The sequence below is a fragment of the Bacillus sp. z26 genome, assembly GCF_058313635.1.
This window is the reverse complement of record NZ_JBZFQM010000002.1, coordinates 774,207-795,224: the sequence shown is the minus strand read 5'-3', so window position 1 is coordinate 795,224 and position 21,018 is coordinate 774,207. Positions and strand designations below refer to the sequence as shown.

23 protein-coding genes and 1 other annotated feature are annotated in these 21,018 nt (G+C 38.4%); of the genes, 18 read left to right on the top strand and 5 right to left on the bottom strand.

The features are described from left to right. Window positions 1–15 precede the first annotated feature (15 nt). The 5 genes from argJ to AC4G3K_RS09000 are packed head-to-tail and all read left to right on the top strand — an operon-like array spanning window position 16 to window position 4,443. Window positions 16–1,242: a bifunctional ornithine acetyltransferase/N-acetylglutamate synthase gene (gene argJ / locus AC4G3K_RS09020; protein WP_491133105.1), complete on the top strand. Its 1,227-nt coding sequence runs from the start codon at window positions 16–18 to the stop codon at window positions 1,240–1,242. Between the two features lie 14 nt (window positions 1,243–1,256). Continuing rightward, window positions 1,257–2,027, top strand: coding sequence for an acetylglutamate kinase (gene argB / locus AC4G3K_RS09015; RefSeq protein ID WP_491133104.1), 771 nt, complete (start codon window positions 1,257–1,259; stop codon window positions 2,025–2,027). Further along, on the top strand, window positions 2,027–3,190 hold the full coding sequence (argD, locus tag AC4G3K_RS09010; protein WP_491133103.1) for an acetylornithine transaminase: 1,164 nt from the start codon (window positions 2,027–2,029) through the stop codon (window positions 3,188–3,190). Before argB ends, argD begins: the two co-directional genes overlap by 1 nt. A 57-nt stretch (window positions 3,191–3,247) precedes the next feature. Beyond that, window positions 3,248–4,210, top strand: a complete 963-nt coding sequence (gene argF, locus AC4G3K_RS09005; RefSeq protein ID WP_491076518.1) for an ornithine carbamoyltransferase — start codon at window positions 3,248–3,250, stop codon at window positions 4,208–4,210. A 47-nt stretch (window positions 4,211–4,257) separates the two neighbouring features. Next, window positions 4,258–4,443: a YjzC family protein gene (locus AC4G3K_RS09000; RefSeq protein ID WP_491133102.1), complete on the top strand. Its 186-nt coding sequence runs from the start codon at window positions 4,258–4,260 to the stop codon at window positions 4,441–4,443. A 24-nt stretch (window positions 4,444–4,467) separates the two neighbouring features. On the opposite strand, the gene AC4G3K_RS08995 is transcribed toward AC4G3K_RS09000, so the two are convergent. After that, window positions 4,468–4,659: a YjzD family protein gene (locus tag AC4G3K_RS08995; RefSeq protein ID WP_491133101.1), complete on the bottom strand. Its 192-nt coding sequence runs from the start codon at window positions 4,657–4,659 to the stop codon at window positions 4,468–4,470. A 263-nt stretch (window positions 4,660–4,922) separates the two neighbouring features. Between AC4G3K_RS08995 and AC4G3K_RS08990 the strand changes: the two genes are divergently transcribed. The 3 genes from AC4G3K_RS08990 (at window position 4,923) to AC4G3K_RS08980 (ending at window position 6,715) form a co-directional block, all read left to right on the top strand. After that, entirely contained in the window at window positions 4,923–5,645 is a 723-nt protein-coding gene (locus tag AC4G3K_RS08990; protein WP_491076521.1) for a hydrolase, read from the top strand. Window positions 5,646–5,704: 59 nt separating this feature from the next. After that, a complete protein-coding gene (locus tag AC4G3K_RS08985; RefSeq protein WP_491133100.1) occupies window positions 5,705–6,457 on the top strand; it encodes a Rossmann-fold NAD(P)-binding domain-containing protein in 753 nt (250 codons plus the stop codon). 66 nt (window positions 6,458–6,523) lie between these two features. After that, window positions 6,524–6,715, top strand: coding sequence for a ComZ family protein (locus tag AC4G3K_RS08980; RefSeq protein WP_491133099.1), 192 nt, complete (start codon window positions 6,524–6,526; stop codon window positions 6,713–6,715). A 4-nt stretch (window positions 6,716–6,719) separates the two neighbouring features. Here the strand turns inward: AC4G3K_RS08980 and AC4G3K_RS08975 are convergent, their stop codons facing one another. After that, complete coding sequence (locus AC4G3K_RS08975) at window positions 6,720–6,965, bottom strand: hypothetical protein (protein WP_491076524.1); 246 nt, start codon at window positions 6,963–6,965, stop codon at window positions 6,720–6,722. A gap of 184 nt (window positions 6,966–7,149) precedes the next feature. Here AC4G3K_RS08975 and AC4G3K_RS08970 point away from each other — a divergent pair, with 184 nt between their 5' ends. The 4 genes from AC4G3K_RS08970 to AC4G3K_RS08955 all read left to right on the top strand — a co-directional run bounded on the left by AC4G3K_RS08970 (window position 7,150) and on the right by AC4G3K_RS08955 (window position 11,135). After that, complete coding sequence (locus tag AC4G3K_RS08970; RefSeq protein ID WP_491076525.1) at window positions 7,150–8,085, top strand: beta-ketoacyl-ACP synthase III; 936 nt, start codon at window positions 7,150–7,152, stop codon at window positions 8,083–8,085. A gap of 33 nt (window positions 8,086–8,118) precedes the next feature. Then, on the top strand, window positions 8,119–9,360 hold the full coding sequence (gene fabF, locus AC4G3K_RS08965) for a beta-ketoacyl-ACP synthase II (protein ID WP_491076526.1): 1,242 nt from the start codon (window positions 8,119–8,121) through the stop codon (window positions 9,358–9,360). 137 nt (window positions 9,361–9,497) lie between these two features. Then, entirely contained in the window at window positions 9,498–10,280 is a 783-nt protein-coding gene (locus AC4G3K_RS08960; RefSeq protein ID WP_491133098.1) for a DUF2268 domain-containing putative Zn-dependent protease, read from the top strand. A 93-nt stretch (window positions 10,281–10,373) separates the two neighbouring features. Continuing rightward, window positions 10,374–11,135 (top strand): YjbA family protein, encoded by a 762-nt coding sequence (locus tag AC4G3K_RS08955; protein WP_491076528.1) that lies wholly within the window; start codon window positions 10,374–10,376, stop codon window positions 11,133–11,135. A gap of 446 nt (window positions 11,136–11,581) precedes the next feature. Here AC4G3K_RS08955 and AC4G3K_RS08950 read toward each other — a convergent pair whose 3' ends face one another. From AC4G3K_RS08950 to AC4G3K_RS08940, 3 genes are all read right to left on the bottom strand, one after another. Continuing rightward, window positions 11,582–11,734: a hypothetical protein gene (locus AC4G3K_RS08950; protein ID WP_491133097.1), complete on the bottom strand. Its 153-nt coding sequence runs from the start codon at window positions 11,732–11,734 to the stop codon at window positions 11,582–11,584. Window positions 11,735–11,811: 77 nt separating this feature from the next. Continuing rightward, window positions 11,812–12,801 (bottom strand): tryptophan--tRNA ligase, encoded by a 990-nt coding sequence (trpS, locus tag AC4G3K_RS08945; protein WP_491133096.1) that lies wholly within the window; start codon window positions 12,799–12,801, stop codon window positions 11,812–11,814. Window positions 12,802–12,847: 46 nt separating this feature from the next. Next, window positions 12,848–13,088, bottom strand: a binding site (T-box leader). Between the two features lie 47 nt (window positions 13,089–13,135). Further along, window positions 13,136–13,513 carry a DUF3899 domain-containing protein gene (locus AC4G3K_RS08940; RefSeq protein WP_491076530.1) on the bottom strand — a complete coding sequence of 126 codons (378 nt, stop codon included), beginning with the start codon at window positions 13,511–13,513 and terminating at the stop codon, window positions 13,136–13,138. A 365-nt stretch (window positions 13,514–13,878) separates the two neighbouring features. Here AC4G3K_RS08940 and AC4G3K_RS08935 point away from each other — a divergent pair, with 365 nt between their 5' ends. The 6 genes from AC4G3K_RS08935 to AC4G3K_RS08910 all read left to right on the top strand — a co-directional run bounded on the left by AC4G3K_RS08935 (window position 13,879) and on the right by AC4G3K_RS08910 (window position 21,010). After that, the gene (locus AC4G3K_RS08935; protein ID WP_491076531.1) at window positions 13,879–15,534 is read left to right on the top strand and encodes a peptide ABC transporter substrate-binding protein; all 1,656 of its coding nucleotides are present in this window, start codon (window positions 13,879–13,881) and stop codon (window positions 15,532–15,534) included. A gap of 123 nt (window positions 15,535–15,657) precedes the next feature. Beyond that, entirely contained in the window at window positions 15,658–16,587 is a 930-nt protein-coding gene (opp3b, locus tag AC4G3K_RS08930; protein WP_491076532.1) for an oligopeptide ABC transporter permease, read from the top strand. Then, complete coding sequence (opp3C, locus tag AC4G3K_RS08925) at window positions 16,587–17,615, top strand: oligopeptide ABC transporter permease (RefSeq protein WP_491133095.1); 1,029 nt, start codon at window positions 16,587–16,589, stop codon at window positions 17,613–17,615. The genes opp3b and opp3C overlap by 1 nt, the downstream gene beginning before the upstream one ends. 18 nt (window positions 17,616–17,633) lie before the next feature. After that, window positions 17,634–18,704: an ABC transporter ATP-binding protein gene (locus AC4G3K_RS08920; RefSeq protein ID WP_491076534.1), complete on the top strand. Its 1,071-nt coding sequence runs from the start codon at window positions 17,634–17,636 to the stop codon at window positions 18,702–18,704. 1 nt (window position 18,705) lies between these two features. After that, window positions 18,706–19,647, top strand: coding sequence for an ABC transporter ATP-binding protein (locus AC4G3K_RS08915; protein WP_491076535.1), 942 nt, complete (start codon window positions 18,706–18,708; stop codon window positions 19,645–19,647). A 178-nt stretch (window positions 19,648–19,825) separates the two neighbouring features. Further along, complete coding sequence (locus AC4G3K_RS08910) at window positions 19,826–21,010, top strand: putative glycoside hydrolase (protein WP_491133252.1); 1,185 nt, start codon at window positions 19,826–19,828, stop codon at window positions 21,008–21,010. Window positions 21,011–21,018: the final 8 nt, after the last annotated feature.

The following is a 21,018-nucleotide window of genomic DNA, read 5'->3' as shown; positions in this document are numbered from 1 at the left end:
GAGTGGAGATCACTAATGAATGTACTTATGAATGAAGAGATCAAGGCAGTAAAAGGAGGAATTCTTACACCGCAAGGGTATCAGGCAGAAGGAATCCATGCAGGTTTGCGATATTCACGTAATGACTTGGCCATTTTATATTCGACTGTTCCGGCGAATGCTGCGGCAGTATATACATTAAACACGTATCAGGCAGCTCCAATCCTGGTAACAAAAGAAAGCTTAAAATTTGACGGGAAACTTCAGGCAATTGTAGTAAATAGTGCTTGTGCCAATGCATGTACAGGAAGTCGTGGATTAAAAGATGCCTATCTGATGCGTTCACAAGTCGCGGAAAAATTAGATTTACCACCATCCTACGTGGGTGTTGCCTCTACCGGAGTAATTGGTGAATTCTTGGAAATCGATAAAATATGCGATGGAATAGCCAAACTGAATTTGACAGACCATGGGACAGGGGCCGACCATTTTGAAGAAGCCATTTTGACAACAGATACAAGGACAAAGAGTTGTGCTTTTCAAACTGTAATCGATGGGGTTGTTGTCTCAATGGGTGGAGCGGCAAAGGGTTCAGGCATGATACATCCCAATATGGCTACGATGCTGGGCTTTATTACAACAGATGCGAATGTGGATAAAAGCGCCTTGCATCGAGCATTAAGAAAGGTCACGAATGTATCTTTTAATCAAATTACTGTAGATGGTGATACATCAACTAATGATATGGTCGTTGTGATGGCGAATGGAATGGCAAATAATCAAATGCTCTCAGAAAAGCATCCGGAGTGGAACCGTTTTGTCGATCTGTTAAAAGTGGTCTCTGAATCTTTGGCTAAACAAATTGCTCGTGATGGTGAGGGGGCTACTAAACTTGTGGAGGTGCTCGTAACAGGGGCAGAAACAGATCAAGAGGCTCAAGCCCTTGCTAAAACTGTTATTGGCTCAAATTTAGTTAAAACCGCCGTATATGGTGCAGATGCCAATTGGGGACGGATTATAGGGGCGATGGGGAGAAGCAATATTCCTTTTAACCAGGAGCGGGTTAGCATCTTTTTTGGACATGTGGAAGTTCTTCATTTTGGAGCACCAATTCTTTTTGATGAGGAACAAGCACGTGACTATTTACTTGGTGATGAAGTTCAAATCAAGATTCAATTGACAGATGGACTTGGTACAGGGACTGCATGGGGATGTGACCTCACATATGATTATGTAAAAATTAATGCAAGCTATCGAACATAAGGGGAGATGTGTTGATGAAGGTAATCGTTGTCAAATGCGGTGGCAGTATTATTGATCAATTAACCGATGATTTCTTTGATAGCTTAACAGAATTAGAGATTCGTGGATATTCTTTTGTATTTGTTCATGGAGGCGGTCCTGATATTAATGACATGCTCGCGAAATTCGAGATCCCTGTCCAGTTTGAAAATGGATTAAGAAAAACATCCGTGAAGACTCTTGAGATTGCAGAACTTGTCCTTGCAGGCAAGACCAATAGGCAGCTAGTGCATAAGTTACAATCCAGGGGATTTCAAACAGTCGGTATAAACGGGTCAGACGGATTCATTTTAGAAGCAGATTATATTAATAAAGAAGAGCTTGGGGAGGTTGGGACCATCACAAAGGTGAACATCCATTTTTTGGAGAGTCTATTATCAAATGGAATGTATCCTGTGCTTACCCCAATCTCAATGTCTAGAGAAGGCAAAAAGCTTAATGTGAATGCAGATTCCGCTGCAGGAGCAGTCGCAGCGGCATTGCAGGCTGAAATGTGCATATTTGTAACGGATGTTATAGGCATACAAAATGGCAATCAAATCCTTAGACATATAACGGAATATGAGATTACCGAAATGATTGATCAAGGCATGATATATGGAGGAATGATTCCGAAAGTGCAGGCTGCTTTAACTGCTAAAAGGCACGGTGCGTCAATGATATTAATTACAAGCGGTGTATCCGGATTTTTCTCCAATAATAAGTGGTCGGGTACATTCCTTGGAGCTGAAGAGAGGGTGATGTAATGTCTGCTCTATTACCAGTTTATAAAAAATGGGATATTACCCCGATAAAAGCGGAAGGTTCGTGGATTGAAGCTGAGGGGAAAAAGAAGTATCTTGATTTTACTTCCGGCATTGGGGTGGTTAATCTCGGTCATCAGAATGAAGAGGTTAAAAAATCTGTTGAGAATCAATTACAGTTATTTTGGCATACCTCTAATTTATTTCAGCTTCCAATACAGGAAGAAGTCGCGGAAAAGCTGAATGAACTTACCGGATTGGAGGGTGTATTTTTTTGCAACAGCGGTGCAGAAGCGAATGAAGCGGCACTTAAGCTGGCCAGAAGAGCAACTGGAAAAACAAAAATCATCACCTTTCAACAGTCCTTTCATGGACGTACATTTGGAGCTATGGCTGCTACTGGGCAAAGCAGCATACATGAGGGTTTCGGGCCTTTGCTCGAAGGCTTTGTCTACGTTCCATTTAATGATATGGAGGCAGTCCGTGCAGCTGTTGATGAAGATACCGCGGCGATTATGGTAGAAGTTATTCAAGGAGAAGGCGGTATTATCCCAATTGAAGAAACTTTTCTCCAGAGTCTTTATCAATTATGCAATGAGGGTAATATTTTGCTGATTATAGATGAAGTGCAAACAGGAAATGGGAGAACAGGCTATCCATATGCATATTTAAAGTATCAAGGGATAAAACCGGACATTGTAACCACAGCAAAAGGACTTGGTAATGGTCTTCCGATAGGGGCCATGATTGCTAAAAAAGAATTGAATGAAGCATTCGGCAAGGGTGTGCATGGTTCTACCTTTGGTGGCAATCCCATATCATTGGCGGCGAGTAAAGCGGTCTTAATGCAAATAAGTAATCCAGAATTTTTAGCAGGAGTCAGGCATAAGGCTGAATGGTTCATGAATGAATTGAAAAAAGCGGCTGACGATCTTCCCGTTATAAAAGAAATTAGGGGAGACGGAATGATGATAGGGATTGAATTACATGTAGAGGCCGCTCCATATATCAGCCAAATCCTTGATCATCAATTACTTGTTTTACCGGCTGGTTCACATGTTATTCGTTTGCTTCCCCCTCTGACTGTTTCAAAGGATGAGCTTTTATTAGCTTTAGCTATACTGAAGGAAGTATGCAAAATGTCTCTACGTATCACAACGGTATAATGCTTATTTATTCTGTATCAAGTATTAATCGATATTATTACTGAAAGGAAAACAGATATGAAACTACTGTATGGCACTACATCAATACTCAGCCAAAAAGATTTTCTGTCCATTGAGGACATTAATGCGGAACAATTGACTGATTTGCTGAATTTAGCAGAAGAGTTAAAAGCGCGAATGAATAGAGGATATATGGACACTCCCTTAAAAGGGAAAATTTTAGGAATGATATTTGAAAAAAATTCAACGAGAACACGTGTCTCTTTTGAAGCAGGTATGCTTCAGCTTGGAGGACATGCTATCTTTTTAAGTGGAAATGACTCGCAGCTTGGAAGAGGTGAACCGATAGCTGACACAGCTAAAGTTTTATCAGAATATGTAGATGCACTTATGATACGCACTACCGATCATGAAAGAGCGGATACATTGGCAGCAAGCGCTAATGTACCAGTCATTAATGGATTGACCGATTTGGAACATCCATGCCAGGCATTGGCGGATTTATTAACTATTAAGGAAGAGAAGGGATATCTACAGGGAATTAAGATTGCCTATGTGGGTGATGGCAATAATGTTGCCAATTCTCTGATGATGGCAGCCGTTAAATCGGGTATGCATATCGCGATTGCTACGCCGGCAGGTTATGAACCAAATCTTGGCTTGGTGGAGAAAGCAAGGGCAGAGTCCATTATTACTGGTGGAAAGATAGAATTGTTCTATAGTCCAGAGGATGCGGTTTCCGAAGCAGATATCATTTATAGTGATGTTTGGACCAGTATGGGGCAAGAAAAAGAAAATGAAAAAAGGCGGGCTGATTTTAAAGGGTTTCAAGTAAGTGAACAATTAGCAGCCAGCGCCAAAGCAGATTACCTATTTATGCACTGTTTACCTGCACACCGAGGTGAAGAGGTAGCATCATCCATTATTGATTCTGCACATTCAATCGTCATTAAACAGGCAGGGAATCGCTTACATGCTCAAAAAGCACTTTTGGTGGATTTAATGGTCAAACCAAGCTAATAAGATGAAGAATAATTGGGGATTCTAGAACAAAAGGAGGGATTTTTTTGGGACAGAATCGTCATTTTAAACATGGTCAAAAGGCACCGAACAATGGTGAGTATATTGAAATCGGGGAGACTGGCAGTAATGTCGTTAACCCGAAGAAGGTTAAATTAAAGGCAGGAGAGTATTTTCCTGAAACAACCAATGATGATCGTCATTGGACATATGTATCAAAAAAGGGCCGCTAAATAGCAGCCCTTTTTTGAAATAAATTAATGTCCGGATTCGTGTACTGGATCATTGGGAATTATGGCTGAAACGACTAGAATCAATAAGGTAATAACCACACTTAGAATGGTAGCCGTATTGAAATCATATTTACCGCCCTCAACCATTGAACTTGTCACATAAATCACCATATGTGTTAATGCAAATGTCCATATAAATGTCAAAATATATTTCATATTTTCTCACCCCGTTCATTTACAATCCGTTATTATTTTATCATACATTACAAAACCCTGGAAACAATTTAAATAAATTATGTAAAAATGGTTTGTCCTTTATTACATTGGGTTTTATCATAACATAGCCCAAATGAAGAGAGTTTATGAATGCGAAATAATTGAATAAATTTTCCTTTCTGATAAGAGGGTTAATAAGCCCGGACATATTGATTTATAACGACATACATTAAAATGGACTAAGGTTATTTGAGGGGAAAGTTATGATCAATCATAAAACGTTTCAACTTAATAAAGAATGGACAACCATTTTTTACCCGGAGCAGCCAAGCGGTTTTGCGATTATGTTACTTGGTGGGGATCGACACTATATAAGTGAAAATGCTAATTTTTGGCTGGATCATCCTGGCAAAAAGCAAATGATTGAAAATTTATTGGCTAAAGGATATACCTTATTTAGTTCCCATTTATCCAGTGCACACTGGGGGAATGATGAAGCAGCGGACTTGGCTGTTGAATTATATGCTTTTTTTATCCGCCAGGAAATTGTGAATGAACGAATTCATATCCTAGCTGAAGGAACCGGTGCATTATTATTAAATACAATTTGTGAAAAATTAAAAGAAAAGATACGCTCCATTGTATTAATGAACCCGACATTATCCGTAAAACAGAGCTATGCAAAAGAAAAAGCTAATAAGCTTTTCTTAAAAAAAATGAAAAACGAGCTATACCAGGCCTATCATTTGAATGATCATACATTCGCAGATTGGATGGAGGAAAAACAAGATATTAGATTAAGCGAGGATGTACCGATATTAGTTATTCATATTCTCGAAAAGCTTGAAAGTCATCTGCCGTTCAAATATCAATCTTTCCTGAATAAACATCCTTTAGCAGAGATTAAGTATATTACAGCCGAAAAAAGATATATTATTCCATATCAAATCAGTTCATTTTTTAAAAAATATGAAAAAAAACTTTAAAACTGAATAACCTTCTGTTTGGTTTAATACATTTATATAAACCGACAGGGGGTTTTTATATGCCTGAACATATTATTCTGTCTCCATTTTCCTTTGTTGGATTTGAGATATGCAATAAGTTAATGGAAGAAGGTTTGGAGGTTATTGGGGTAGATTTGGCCACTGGGATCAATCCAATAGAAAAGGAAGAAAAAGAATTATTTTTAGGCAGGAATTCAAATTTTACACTAAAAAATCAGGAACAACTAATGGGTGAATGGAAGGAGAATTATTTTCTCTATATCAGTGACATAGATATAAAATCTAAAGAATGCCTTAAATATATAGAAAAAATCCCTAAAAAAAATGAGGATACATTTATTTATGTTGTAATGGATAAAGAGTGGCTGGAAAACGATCATATATCCAATCAAGTGAATACCACCATCATTATGCCAACCATCTATGGTCCATGGCAGCCAGCGAATACCTTCTTTTACAAATGCTTCAGTCATGATCAATTTCCCTTTGAACAATATGAACACGAATATAGAAGAGATGCAATCTATATAAGTGATGCTGTTACAGCTATTTTAAATATATCAAGAATCGAAGATGGTATTTTTCAGGTTTACTCTGATATTGAAAAGCATTGGCAACTTGTATTAAAAGAAATTGGATATCAGATTATTGTAGATGACGGAGAAACGAGGAATCCGATTTCTCAAAGACAAGGGATGAAGGAATATGTGGCTGTCACAAAAATATCCCCGCAAGAGGGGATTAATTTAGTTAAGAAGCATATAAGGGTTAGGGAAATCAAGCGCTATTAGGTTGCTGTATCTCCTATCTCCTCCTCTCTTTTCTTTTTTACGTTAGTTAGAAAGGTTGTGTTATACATGAAGAGAAAACTTGAATATATGGCCATGGCTATGAAACATTATTCAGAAATTAAACAGAAATTAAGTGAGGCTGGTTTAGAAATAGAACGTCAGCAATTGCAGCCGTTTATGGAAATTTTCTTTACGGTTATGGATGAAGCTTATGAAAAGGGATTTAAAGACGGGCGTTTAAAAAGAAATGAGCAATAGGTAGTTACTTGATTAAAGTTGTAAACTTACTTAATAGCGCGGGTAGTTTCTTGAAATATGGACTCAGTTCATTGAAAGTTGTCATCAATACTTCGGAATGCTCCATTAGTTTAGTGTAATCTATATTGGATGGTTGCTGTTCTACAGGGGGAGGACTATTCGTCTGGCTTTTAATAGCGCGTTCACCAAACATGAAACGATTAAAAGCCTCCTGATTTCCTGTACTATCTTTCTGTTGTTCCTCGTTCAAGACAGTCACCTCATTTACGATTTATTCTTACTAAATAATGTATGTTGCTTATGCTTGCTTGTATGGACATTCATTCATCTTTTTAGGAAAATTGTTGCAATAGGGACAGAAATCTTTTAAAATTAGCACCAAGTCATAATATCAATTAATATAATCAGATGAATATAGCAAGAGGGGTGTAAGGATGAATGCTGGCATAATAGGAGTTGGAAAATATCTTCCTGAAAATGTGGTGACAAACTTTGATTTGGAAAAAAAGGTTGATACGTCAGATGAATGGATCCGAACACGCACTGGAATAGAAGAGAGAAGAATTGCCGATGATTCAATGGATTCTTCGCATATGGCCTATGAGGCGGCGATCAGGGCTATGCAAGATGCTGGTGTGACTGCTGAAGAAATCGATATGATTTTAGTGGCAACCGTTACACCAGATCAATCTTTTCCTACTGTTTCCTGTATGATTCAGGAAAGATTGGGTGCGGTGAATGCGGCGGCGATGGATATCAGTGCCGCTTGTGCTGGTTTTACCTATGGAATAATAACAGCAAGTCAATTTATTATCGCAGGCAGTTACCGTACGATTTTAGTAGTAGGTGTAGAAAAACTTTCAAAAATTACAGATTGGAATGACCGCAATACGGCTGTATTATTCGGAGACGGAGCCGGAGCAGCAGTAATGGGCCCTGTCAGTGAGGGAAAGGGCATTCTATCTTTTGAGCTTGGTGCGGATGGATCTGGCGGTATACACTTGCAAAAAAAGCAAGATTATCTCACTATGAATGGTCGGGAAGTCTATAAGTTTGCAGTTAGACAAATGGGCGAATCATCCATCAATGTTCTAAATAAAGCAGGACTGACAAAAGAGGATGTGGACTTTCTTATTCCGCATCAGGCAAATATACGTATTATGGAAGCTGCAAGACAAAGATTGGAGCTGCCAATCGAAAAAATGTCCAAAACAATTCATAAATACGGAAATACATCTTCATCCACAATTCCGATTGCGCTTGCTGAAGAAGTACAAGCTGGAAAAATTAAGGATGGTGATTTGTTGGTGTTAGTTGGCTTTGGAGCTGGTTTAACATGGGGAGCCGTTGCGATGCGTTGGGGTAAATAAGAAAAACCGAGTCTAACTCAAGGAGAGATTGTGATGGAAAGTAAACGTGTAGTTGTAACCGGTATGGGGATTATATCTCCCATAGGTAATACCCTGCAGGAAAATTGGGAGAACCTCCTGGCGGGAGTTTCAGGAATCGGTCCATTAACCCGAGTTAATGCTGATGAATATCCTGCCAAAACCGCTGGAGAAGTCAAGAACTTTGAGATTACAGATTTTATTGATCGTAAAGAAGCCAGAAAAATGGACAGATTCACCCATTATGCAGTTGCAGCATCAAAAATGGCTGTTGAGGATGCCAAATTGGAGATTACTCCTGAGAATGAAAATCGTGTTGGTGTATGGATTGGATCCGGAATTGGCGGCATGGAGACTTTCGAACAGCAATATGAAACATTCCAAAAAAGAGGCTATCGACGGGTCAGTCCATTTTTTGTACCTATGCTTATTCCAGATATGGCTGCTGGACAAGTATCCATACTTCTTGGAGCGAAAGGAGTAAATTCCTGTACAGTCACAGCGTGTGCCACGGGTACGAATTCCATTGGTGATGCATTTAAAGTCATTCAGCGTGGGGATGCAGATGTGATGATTACAGGTGGAGCGGAGGCGCCCATTACGAAAATGTCAGTAGCTGGATTTTGTGCCAATACGGCTTTATCCTTTAATCCAGATCCTAAAACGTCAAGCCGTCCATTTGACAAAAATCGAGACGGTTTTGTTATTGGAGAAGGTGCAGGAATTCTGGTACTTGAAGAATTGTCACATGCGCTTGCTAGAAATGCACAAATTTACGCAGAGATTGTTGGATATGGATCGACAGGAGATGCTCATCATATCACTGCACCGGCCCCTGAGGGAGAAGGTGGAGCAAGGGCAATGAAAATGGCCATTAATGATGCGAACTTAGCTCCTGAACAGATTGATTATATAAATGCTCATGGAACGAGCACAGAATACAATGATTCCTATGAAACGATGGCAATTAAAACAGTCTTTGGCGACCACGCATATAAACTGCCAGTAAGTTCAACTAAATCAATGACCGGGCATTTATTGGGTGCGGCAGGTGGAGTTGAGGCCATCTATACGGTTTTAGCAATCAAAAATGATATCGTTCCACCCACTATTAATCTGGAAACACCAGATCCGGTATGCGATTTGGATTATGTCCCAAATGAAGCAAGAAAATGCCAGGTAGACTGTGCAATGAGTAACTCACTTGGATTTGGCGGCCACAATGCCACAATTGTTTTTAAAAAATATGACAGTTAGTCATTTTTAATTAGTCCCCCTTTTGGAATGGTAACCAAAAGGTAGGGGCTATTTTTTATCGTTACCTAATTGATTCCCATTTATATGTCCTATCATATAATGCTCTATTCAAATATAAACAAAGATGGGTGAATGGAATGGGAGTTATCGGCACGGATAAATGGTTAGATGAGTCCTTTTATAATCGTGACCAAATTGAAGAACATATTTTAGATACGGTGAATATGAGAGAACAGGTTTTGATTGAAGCTTTGAATAGAATAGGATTATACAGGCCCAATTATAAAACAAAAAAGACATTCCAGGAGATGAAGACACGTAAGGTATGGAACAGGGTCGCGCATCATTACAAAAAATATAGAAAAGCGTGGAATGGACCCGAAATACCTATATTTCTATTCCCGATGGCGAGTGAAGTGTTTAGCCTATTTCGCTCACCCAATAAACATAAGTCTGGTATTGCTTATGTGGATAAACTATTTTTGTTTATTACAGAGAACGTGAACGAAAAAGAGCTTGAAGCGTTATTTGTCCATGAGTATCATCATACGACTAGATTGAACCATTTAGGAAATCGGGTTAAATATAGGCTGGCTGACTCTATTATTATGGAAGGCCTTGCAGAATTTGCGGTATCAGAATATTGTAATGAAGCTTATTTAGCTCCCTGGACTACAAGTGAGAAAAAAACAGATTTAGAGAATCTGATTAAAAATGAATTTAAACCGAATTTTGAATTGAAGAGGTCTGAACCGCTACATGATAAGTTGTTGTTTGGGCACGGAACCGTGCCGAAAATGGCTGGGTATGCGGTAGGTTATAAGCTGGTTAAAGATTATGCAGAACTTCACTCGCTGACAACGAAGGAAATGATTGATCTATCTGCAGATAAATTTCTAAAAGGATTATCCAAAAGCTAAGGAAAATTAATTTGCCACTCAATTAAGGAATATTATACAAGCAACTTGCCTATAATGATTGACAAATAGGATAGAAGTGAGGGATATTCGGGAATGTTGTATCTCCATGATGTTTGGGTAAATTGGTTTGAAGGAGAAGAAAACAGTTATAACATTTGCAGCTTTCACGAGTGGAGGAAAGAGGATACGGTTGAATTACTTGACCAGGTTCCGCTTTTGAAAGTGGAGCCAGTTCTTTTTCATTACATTGAAAATGATTTATTAGAATTGCCTTCCACTCTTCTTCAAGATGTATACAAAAAGGCATATGTTCGAAAGAATCATGAGAGAATTCCGATGGATTATTGTTTTGTTGCTACAGATGGGACTGGTATCATTGCCATTGATACGATAGGATATACCACCCCTATCCGTAAGAGCAGATTAATACCCAGGCAAGAGCAATTGGCCTATGATATGGTCCGTAATGTTGATGCTCATCCATATGATTACGAGACAATGGTTGCCGATTATAAGAAGAAAGAGTACCATATTCTTTCTCCCTCTCCGGCTTTTATGCTTGGGTTAACGAGAAGGGAACGTCAACTAAAGCAACTCCTGTTCATGGTACTTGATCAACTAAAAAGTTCAAGCAATACGGCCGAAATTCGCTATTGGTATACGGAATGGGCACCGGAGCACTATTCAACTGTTGTAAAAATGGATTTCGATGAAATTTGGGACAAGCTATATTCAGAAATGAAGATAGGCTGGACAGAGAAACACGCCATGTTATGCGAACGACTAATAAAAGGACAACCATTTTTTGAAAAGCTTTGGGAAATGGAAGTAGGAGATCGACCATCCATGCTCTAATGGATCGTCGATCTTTTTTACTTAAAAGGCTGAAGGGCCTTGGTCAGCCGCGACAAGCATAAGAGGAGGTGCGAAGGGAGAGCGCTTTCCTCTCCCGCAGCAGCTACCCTTATGACCTCGAGCGGTTAGGCCCTGAAGCTAGATTGAATAAAAAGCTGAAACAGCTCAATTAAGGAACGAAGACAAAATACGCCACGTCCTGTGGCAACGTCTTCATGACCAACATCCTGTTGGCCCGCGAGGAGCATAAGACAGGGACTCGGAAGGAGGTGCTTTCCCCTCCTGTAGAGGTCATGCTTATGTCCTGAGCTTCTAGCTGTTGAAGCTGGATTGAATAAAAAGCTGAAACAGCTCAATTAAGGAACGAAGACTAAATACGCCACGTCCTGTGGCAACGTCTTCATGACCAACATCCTGTTGGCCCGCGAGGAGCAACAGTCAGATATTCAGCCATTATGTAAGGTAATCCTGCTTAGTGAGCGGAAAATCCAGTCGAGTGAGCAGAATCCAGCCAAATGAAAGAAAAATCCAGCCGAATGAGAGAGAAATAGAGCCAAACGCATCATAAATCCAGCCGTTATTATGATTAATCCAGCCAATTTGCAAAATCCCCCTGCTTAGATACCAAAACAGAAGGTAGCCATCAGGCTACCTTCTGTTTTTAATGCAGTTTATTTTATCTTCTTTTACGGCCCAATCCAACTGCATTTTTCATTTTTCGTAATGTTTTATTAGCCGCTTTATTTGCCTCAAGTGCACCTTTATCAAGGATTTCATCTAACTCTGGAGAGTTTAATAATTCCTGATGACGTTCCTGGATTGGCCGAAGGGTGTCAACGACAACTTGAGCTACTTCCGCTTTAAAGTCTCCATACCCTTTACCTTCGAATCGTTTTTCAATGGATTCAATGCTTTCTCCGCTAAGCGCAGAATGAATAGATAAAAGGTTTGATATGCCTGGTTTATTTTCCTTATCAAATTTCACGATTCCTTCAGAATCTGTAACAGCGCTCTTGATCTTTTTTTCTACCTGTTTTAAATCATCCAATAAAGAGATCGTCGATTTTTTATTTGGATCGGATTTACTCATTTTTTTTGTTGGATCCTGTAAAGCCATGATACGCGCTCCTGAAGCAGGAAGCTGGATGTCAGGAATCGTAAAGACCTCTCCGTATTTCTTGTTAAAGCGCTCAGCGATATCGCGGGTCAACTCAACATGCTGTTTCTGATCATCGCCAACCGGAACAAGGCTCGTTTGATATAAAAGGATATCAGCAGCCATTAATGGAGGGTAAGTAAGAAGACCGGCTGAAACTGAGACCTGGGATTTTGATTTGTCTTTATATTGAGTCATCCGTTCAAGTTCGCCGATAGAAGTATTACATTGCATAATCCATCCGGCTTCTGTATGAGCAGGAACCTCAGACTGTATAAAAATCGTTGCTTTCTCAGGATCAATGCCAACCGCTAGATAAAGGGCTGCCAGATTTCTAATGTTCTTTCTTAATTCAAGCCGATCCTGCGGAACCGTAATAGCGTGTTCATCGACAATGCAAAAATAACAATGGGCGTCATTTTGCAGTTCAACAAATTGTCTTAACGCTCCAATATAATTACCAAGGGTCACGAGACCGGTTGGCTGTATGCCAGAAAATATAATACTCATCATCATTCTCCTTTCAATATAAAAAATCCCATTCGCCTCCACTATTAAAAGGGACGAATGGGATTCGCGGTACCACCCTAATTGTTTACATTTAAGAACATAAACCACTCAGGAATATCCATAAAGATATTCGTGCCCTGTAACGCGGGCATACGTCCTGTCATACTGCACCTTTTCCTACAGGAGGCTTAAAAGTCCATTCGGGTATACTTGGTTGTTTGTTCACAGCGACCACAAACTCTCTGAAAACCTTGTACTACCTTACTACTCTTTGTCATAGCCTTTAATAAATATTAAGTAATGATATTCTACTTAAACCGGCTGTAAATTGCAACTATCCAAAGAAAATTATTGAACAAATAAATGTAAAGACACAGGAAAAGATTCCTGAATAAAGTAACGGACTGGTCCAGGAGAAGGTAAGTACCTCCATATTTGGGCCTTGTTGATCGGATTCACCTTCAAGTTCCGAAAGGTATTCTTCTTTTTTTGAATTTATTTTCCAAAATTTCTTAAAGGAGTAGGAGAAGATTGAGAAAAAGCCTCCACCAATAACGTATAAAATTGCACCGGCACATACATAGACTAGGCCAATCAAGAAGTATGCATCAATAAAGGCAAGCAAAAAATGATTTTGTAAAAATGAATAGATAATAGAAATCATAAGGCCAAGACCACTTAATAGTAAAAATTTTGCTTGTAAAGATCGCATGTCTTTCCTCCGATTTATATGGTTTTTTTGATGTATTTAAATATTATATTAATTTTTTTTATTTTTAAAGTTGAAAGTTTATTCTAAAAATTTTATTATATTCATAACGTTTCAATTTTTTAGTGTTACATTGCTTTTAGTTAAATTTTCAGAAAAAATAAAATTATTTTTATTTAATAGGATATTTTACCCATTCCTGTTATATCAAGGGTTTTTGTTGGTTATTGTCTTTTAAATGACATAAGTTCGTAAACAAAATGTAAAAAAAAGATTGCAAAAAATTCTGAAACGTTTTATGATTGGTAACGAAATCTTCTGAAAATTTTGGAAGAGATAAAAAAAGAATAGGGAGGTCATTTACTAGTATGAAAGCAAAAAAAATCTCATTATTTCTCGTAATGATTCTTGCTTTAAGCACATTCTTGGCAGCTTGTTCCGGCGGAGACAAAGAAACAAACAGCAAAGAAAAGGGCAATGGCAAGAAAGAGGTAGAACAAGTTCTTAACTTGGTAGAAACTTCTGAAATACCGTCTATGGACACTGTAAAAGCAACTGACTCTGTTTCTTTCAACGTCATGAACAATACTATGGAAGGTTTATACCGTCTAACTGAGGGAGATAAAGTTGTTCCTGGTGTTGCTGAGGGCGATCCAACAGTAAGTGAAGATGGTAAAACTTTCACGATTAAACTTCGCCAAGATGCAAAATGGTCAAATGGCGATCCTGTAACAGCTCATGATTTCGTTTATGCTTGGCAAAGAGCTTTAAATCCAAAAACTGCTGCAGAATATGCATACATGTTGTATGTAATTGAGAATGCTGAAGAAATCAATTCTGGTAAAAAGAAATTAGAAGAATTAGGTGCTAAAGCAACTGATGATTATACTATTGAAATTAAATTAAAAAATGCTATCCCATATTTCCAATCTCTTCTTTCTTTCGGAACATTTATGCCACAAAATCAAAAGTTTGTTGAAGCACAGGGCGAAAAATTTGGTCTTGAAGCAGATACAACACTATACAATGGACCATTCACTTTATCTGAGTGGAAACATGAAGAAAGCTTCACATTATCTAAAAATGATCAATACTGGGATAAAGATACTGTAAAACTAGAAAAAATTAATTTTAAAATCGTAAAAGATACAAATACAGCCGTAAACTTATATGATACTGGAAAAATTGATCGTGTAGGTTTGACTGCTGAAAACGTTGATAACTACAAAGATAGCGAAGAATTCGGTACGGAAAAAGATACTTCTGTATACTTCATCCGTTTTAACCAAAAGAACAAAACATTAGCAAATGTTAATATCCGTAAGGCAATTGATATGGCATATGACAAAAAAGCTTTTGTTGATACAATCTTAAACAATGGATCTGTGCCTGCGTACTACTTAGTACCAAGTGACTTTGTTAAAGGTCCGGATGGTAAGGACTTCCGTGATACTAATGGCGATATGAACGTTACGAATAAAGAGGAAGCTAAAAAACTTTGGGAACAAGGTTTGAAAGAACTTGGCGAGTCAAAAGTTACGCTTGAATTGCTAAACTATGATGGTGACTCTGCTAAGAAAACTGGTGAGTATATCAAAGAACAACTTGAAACTGCTCTTCCAGGTCTTACAGTTGACCTTAAACAACAACCATTCAAACAAAAACTTGATCTAGAATCTAAAGGTGATTATGACTTCTCTTATGCGGGTTGGGGTCCAGATTATCAAGATCCAATGACTTTCATCGATATGTTCATAACAGGCGGAGCTCATAACCAAATGGAGTATAGCAATCCTGAGTATGACAAATTGGTTAAAGAAGCTGGAACTACTCTATTGAGTGATCTGCCAAAACGTTGGGAAGCTCTTCAAAAAGCAGAGAAAATTCTAATTGAACAAGATGCGGCGATCAGCCCACTTTACCAACGAGGACTTTCCTTCTTAATGAAAGATAAAGTTAAAAACCTATACAACCACGCATTTGGTGGGGATTACAGCTACAAGTGGGTATCAATCGAGGAATAATAGCTCGTGTGCCTGAATGGGAGAGTGTATGCCTGAAATGGCATGTACTCTCCTTTTCCCTAGTTATAGGATAAAATTCAGAATAATAAATAATTTTAGTAAAATGAAAAAGGGGGGCTATTAATGCTGCGATATACATTACAACGGATTCTCTACATGATTATTACCTTATTTGTTATTACAACTGCTACCTTTTTCTTGATGAAAATGCTGCCGGGATCCCCGCTGAAAAATCAGGAAAAGCTAACTGCTGAACAAAAAGAGATTATTTATGAAAAATACGGATTGAATGACCCGGTACCAAAGCAGTATGTCATATATATGACAAACTTAGTTAAAGGGGACTTAGGTACTTCCTTTCAATATGACAACAGACCTGTTACTGAATTAATAGCTACACGTATACCAAGTTCTGCCCATTTAGGTTTGCAGGCTTTAATTTTTGGAACAATTGTTGGCCTAATGCTAGGAATAGCTGCTGCACTGCGTCATAACACATGGATAGATTATGGTGCCACTGTTATTGCTGTCCTGGGTGTTTCGATTCCTTCCTTCGTTTTTGCTGCATTTTTACAGTATTTCTTTGCTGTTAAGTTTGAAATCTTCCCGGTTGCTTTCTGGGATGGATTCGAATATACGATTTTGCCAACATTGGCACTTTCAGCAGGGGTTATTGCTAGTATCGCGCGTTTTATGAGATCTGAAATGCTGGAGGTTATGGGATCCGATTATATTACTCTTGCAAAGGCAAAGGGTATATCAAACACAGGTGTAGTATTTAAGCATGGTATCAGAAATGCATTGATTCCTATTATTACGATTCTTGGACCAATGGCTGTCAATATTATGACAGGAACATTAATAATTGAAAGAATCTTTGCAATTCCTGGATTAGGGGAGCAATTTGTTAACTCTATTAATATGAATGATTACCCGACCATTATGGGTACCACAATTTTCTACAGTGCTTTATTTATTATTGTAATTTTCTTGGTGGACATCATGTATGGAATTGTTGATCCTCGTATCCGCCTTGCTGGGGGGAAAAAATAATGGAAAATAATCTAAAAAACGAAAAGATTTCTCCCGATTTGTTTAAGGTAGTCGGACCAGAAACTCATGAATCAGAAAAAATCGATCGTCCCAGCCTGACATTTTGGCATGATGCATGGAGACGTTTAGTTAAAAATAAAGGGGCGCTTTTCGGACTTGTCATGGTTATTATTTTCATCTTACTAGCCACTTTTGGTCCGATGATGTCCGGATACACATATAAGCAGCAAGATATAACGAATTCTAAACTGCCTCCTCGTGTACAAGGATTAGAAAGCATCAGTTGGCTTCCATTCGATGGTACAGATAAGAATGGTGTTAATGTCTATGAGAAAAATGGCATTGGAGATAAATATCATTGGTTTGGCACGGACGATCTTGGACGTGACCAATGGACAAGGGTTTGGTACGGTGCACGAATTTCCTTATACATTGCTATTTTGGCAGCCGTGATTGAATTCTTCATTGGCATTACCTATGGTGGAATCTCAGGATTTTTTGGAGGTCGAATAGATGCTGTCATGCAGCGTATTATTGAAGTTCTTGTTGGTATTCCATACCTAATAGTTGTTATTTTAATGATTCTGATTTTTGAAAAACCCGGAGTGCTTTCGATTACACTCGCTATGGTTATAACCGGCTGGATTGGAATGGCCCGGATGGTACGGGGACAATTTTTGAAATTAAGGGATCAAGAGTATGTATTAGCATCGAAAACTCTTGGTGCTTCAAATAGAAGCTTAATTTTCAGACATCTACTGCCAAACGTATTAGGACCTATTATTGTTACATCCATGTTTACAATTCCGAGTGCCATTTTCACTGAAGCATTCTTAAGTTTTATCGGTTTAGGAATCGCTGCACCCGAAGCATCTTTAGGTTCATTGGTAAATGACGGTTTTAGATATTTAAAATCATATCCATATTTATTGATCATTCCATCCTTGGCTATTAGTATCTTAATCTTAAGTTTTAACTTACTGGCTGATGGTCTTCGTGATGCACTTGATCCAAAAATGCGGAAATAGTAGGGAAGGAGAATACTAATGGAAAAATTACTTGAGGTTAAAAATTTACATGTCTCCTTCGATACCTATGGTGGTGAGGTTAAAGCTGTACGTGGAGTTAGTTTTGACCTGTTTAAAGGGGAAACACTGGCTATTGTTGGAGAATCCGGTTCCGGAAAATCTGTAACAACAAAGGCGTTAATGAGATTAATTCCCAACCCTCCAGGGCGTATAAAAGAGGGGCAGATTCTTTTTGGAGATAACCGTGACCTTGTAAAAATGACTGAAAAAGAAATGCAGCATATCCGCGGTAAAGAAATGTCAATGATTTTCCAGGATCCGATGACATCTTTAAACCCAACGATGAAAGTCGGAAAGCAAATAATGGAGGGCTTAATCAAGCACCAAAATTTAAGCAAAGCCACTGCTCGTGAAAGAGCAATTGAGCTTTTAAGACTGGTAGGAATCGCTCAGCCTGAAATTAGGATGAATCAATATCCTCACCAATTTTCAGGTGGAATGAGGCAGCGTGTTGTGGTAGCGATTGCGCTTTCTTGCAATCCAAAAGTATTGATTGCTGATGAACCAACAACAGCCCTTGATGTGACTATTCAGGCCCAAATACTTGAATTAATGAAGGATTTACAAAATAAAATTGATACGTCCATTATTTTTATTACACATGATTTGGGCGTTGTTGCAAATGTGGCAGACCGTGTAGCAGTTATGTATGGAGGTCAAATTGTTGAGACAGGAACTGTGGATGAAATATTCTATGATCCGCGCCATCCATACACATGGGGCCTTTTATCCTCTATGCCGAGCTTAGACAATAGCGGTGATGTGGAATTAATAGCTATTCCTGGTACTCCTCCGGACTTAATTAATCCGCCGAAGGGCTGCCCATTTGCACCAAGGAATCCATATGCGTTGGCAATTGATTATGATCAGGAGCCGCCAATGTTCCAGATCTCAGATACTCATTTTGCAAAAACTTGGCTCCTGCATCCGGATGCACCAAAAGTGACGCCGCCGGAGCTTGTCCAACAGCGTATTCGCCATATGGCCTCCAATTTCGAGAAACCTGTACAAGTAGGAGGGGTTAATTAATATGGCTACGAAAGAAAAAATTATCGAAGTCAAAGGACTTAAACAATATTTTAATGTCGATAAACCTAATATGGTTAAAGCTGTAGACGGAGTATCATTTGATATTTATAAAGGTGAGACCTTTGGTCTTGTGGGAGAATCAGGTTGTGGTAAATCAACAACAGGGAGATCCATTATCCGTCTTTATGATTTGAGTGGTGGAGAAGTCCTTTTTAAAGGAAAAAACGTTCACGGCAAAAAATCAGGTAAAGAGCTAAAGGGATTTAACCGTGGCATGCAAATGATCTTCCAGGATCCTTATGCTTCATTAAATCCTCGTATGACTGTAGCGGATATTATTGCGGAAGGGATTGATATACACGGATTAGCGAAAAATAAAGAAGAACGCATGAAACGTGTATATGATCTTCTCGAAACGGTTGGGCTTAACCGTGAGCATGCGAATCGTTATCCGCATGAATTCTCTGGTGGACAGCGTCAAAGGATTGGAATTGCCCGTGCTCTTGCAGTGGATCCTGAATTTATTATTGCTGATGAGCCAATTTCAGCATTGGATGTATCCATTCAGGCTCAGGTTGTTAATCTTTTAAGAAAGCTTCAAAAAGAAAAGGGATTAACTTATCTGTTCATCGCTCATGATTTGTCTATGGTTAAATACATCAGTGATCGTATTGGTGTTATGTATTATGGTAAATTGGTTGAGGTAGCAGATAGTGAAGATTTATATAAAAATCCAATGCACCCATATACCCAATCTCTGCTCTCTGCTATTCCGCTTCCGGATCCTGAAAGTGAGCGTACGCGCAGAAGAAAAGCTTATAATCCAGAAGTTCATAATTATACTGAGAATGAAGAGTTAGAAATGCGTGAAGTGGCTCCAGGACATCATGTGTTATGTTCATTAAAGGAACTAGAGCAATATAAGAAATTTTATATTAAATAAGTTCCGGTTAATGAATTATGAATTTTATTGGAATGCTAACAAAAAGGTTATCCTTAATGGATAACCTTTTTGGTTTATATTAGGAAGTAAAGTGAAATGAGAGGTTTTTTCATAGTAATTGGAGGTATAATGATATTGATACGAAGGAGTGATGTGGGGAATGAAAATGGTAAAAAAAATGACAGTGTTTTTGTCCATTCTATTAATTGGAGCGCTTTATTCAGAAGTAGCTTATGCTGCTACACCTCAAAAAGAGTTTAGTTTGCATAGCGGACAGAAAATTGTTCTGGAAAATAAAGAACTTCCTGATGGAATGAACCGGTTTATGAAGAAATCAAATTTTTCATTTACATATCCGGATGCAGTTCGCGGCATTTATGTAACAGGTAATTCTGCAGGTGGCAGTAAGTATAATGAGCTGGCAAAATTAGTAGACTCTACTGATTTAAATGCCATGGTTATAGATATTAAAGATGACCGCGGCAATTTAACTTATAAACCAGATGCCTCTAAACCTTATGCAAAGGCCGGAGTGAACTTAATTAAGGATCCGGAAAAATTATTGAAGGATATGGAAAAAAGAGAGATATATCCTATCGCGAGAATAACGGTATTTAAGGATAGCTATTTGGCAAATAAAAAACCTGAATGGTCCTTCATGGACGGAAAAGAAGTATGGAAAAATGGCAGAGGGGAATCATTTGTTAACCCATTTGTGAAAGAAGTCTGGGACTATAATGTAGAAATTGCGAAAGAAGCAGCTGAAATGGGGTTCCAAGAAATTCAGTTTGATTACGTTCGCTTCCCAGAAGGATTTGAGACGCGCGATAAAGAATTGAAATATTCAGTGGGTAATTATGGAGATAAAGCGGTAGACAATGTACAGCACCGTGTAAATGCTGTTACGGACTTTGTAGAGTATGCTAAGAGTGAATTGGAGCCATATGGAGTAAAAGTATCTGTTGATATCTTTGGTTATTCTGCGACTCTACCAGAGGCACCAGGTATTGGACAAAACTTTTCAAAGATATCTGAGCATGTTGATGTCATTTCCTCTATGATTTATCCAAGTCACTGGACATCGTACTTTGGAATATCAAAACCTGATTTAGAGCCATATAAGCTTGTAAAAGAATATGCAAAACTCGAAAATAAAAAATTAAGCAGTTTAGAGAATCCGCCCATTTCAAGACCTTGGATACAGGATTTTACAGCTCCGTGGTTAGGGAACGGAAATTATAAGACATACGGAAAGCAAGAAGTAGAGGATCAAATTCGAGCCTTGAATGAGGAAGGAATCAATGAATTTTTATTATGGAACGCAGGAAACCGCTATACATCCGGAGTTAATTATAAGCAATAAATCAAATT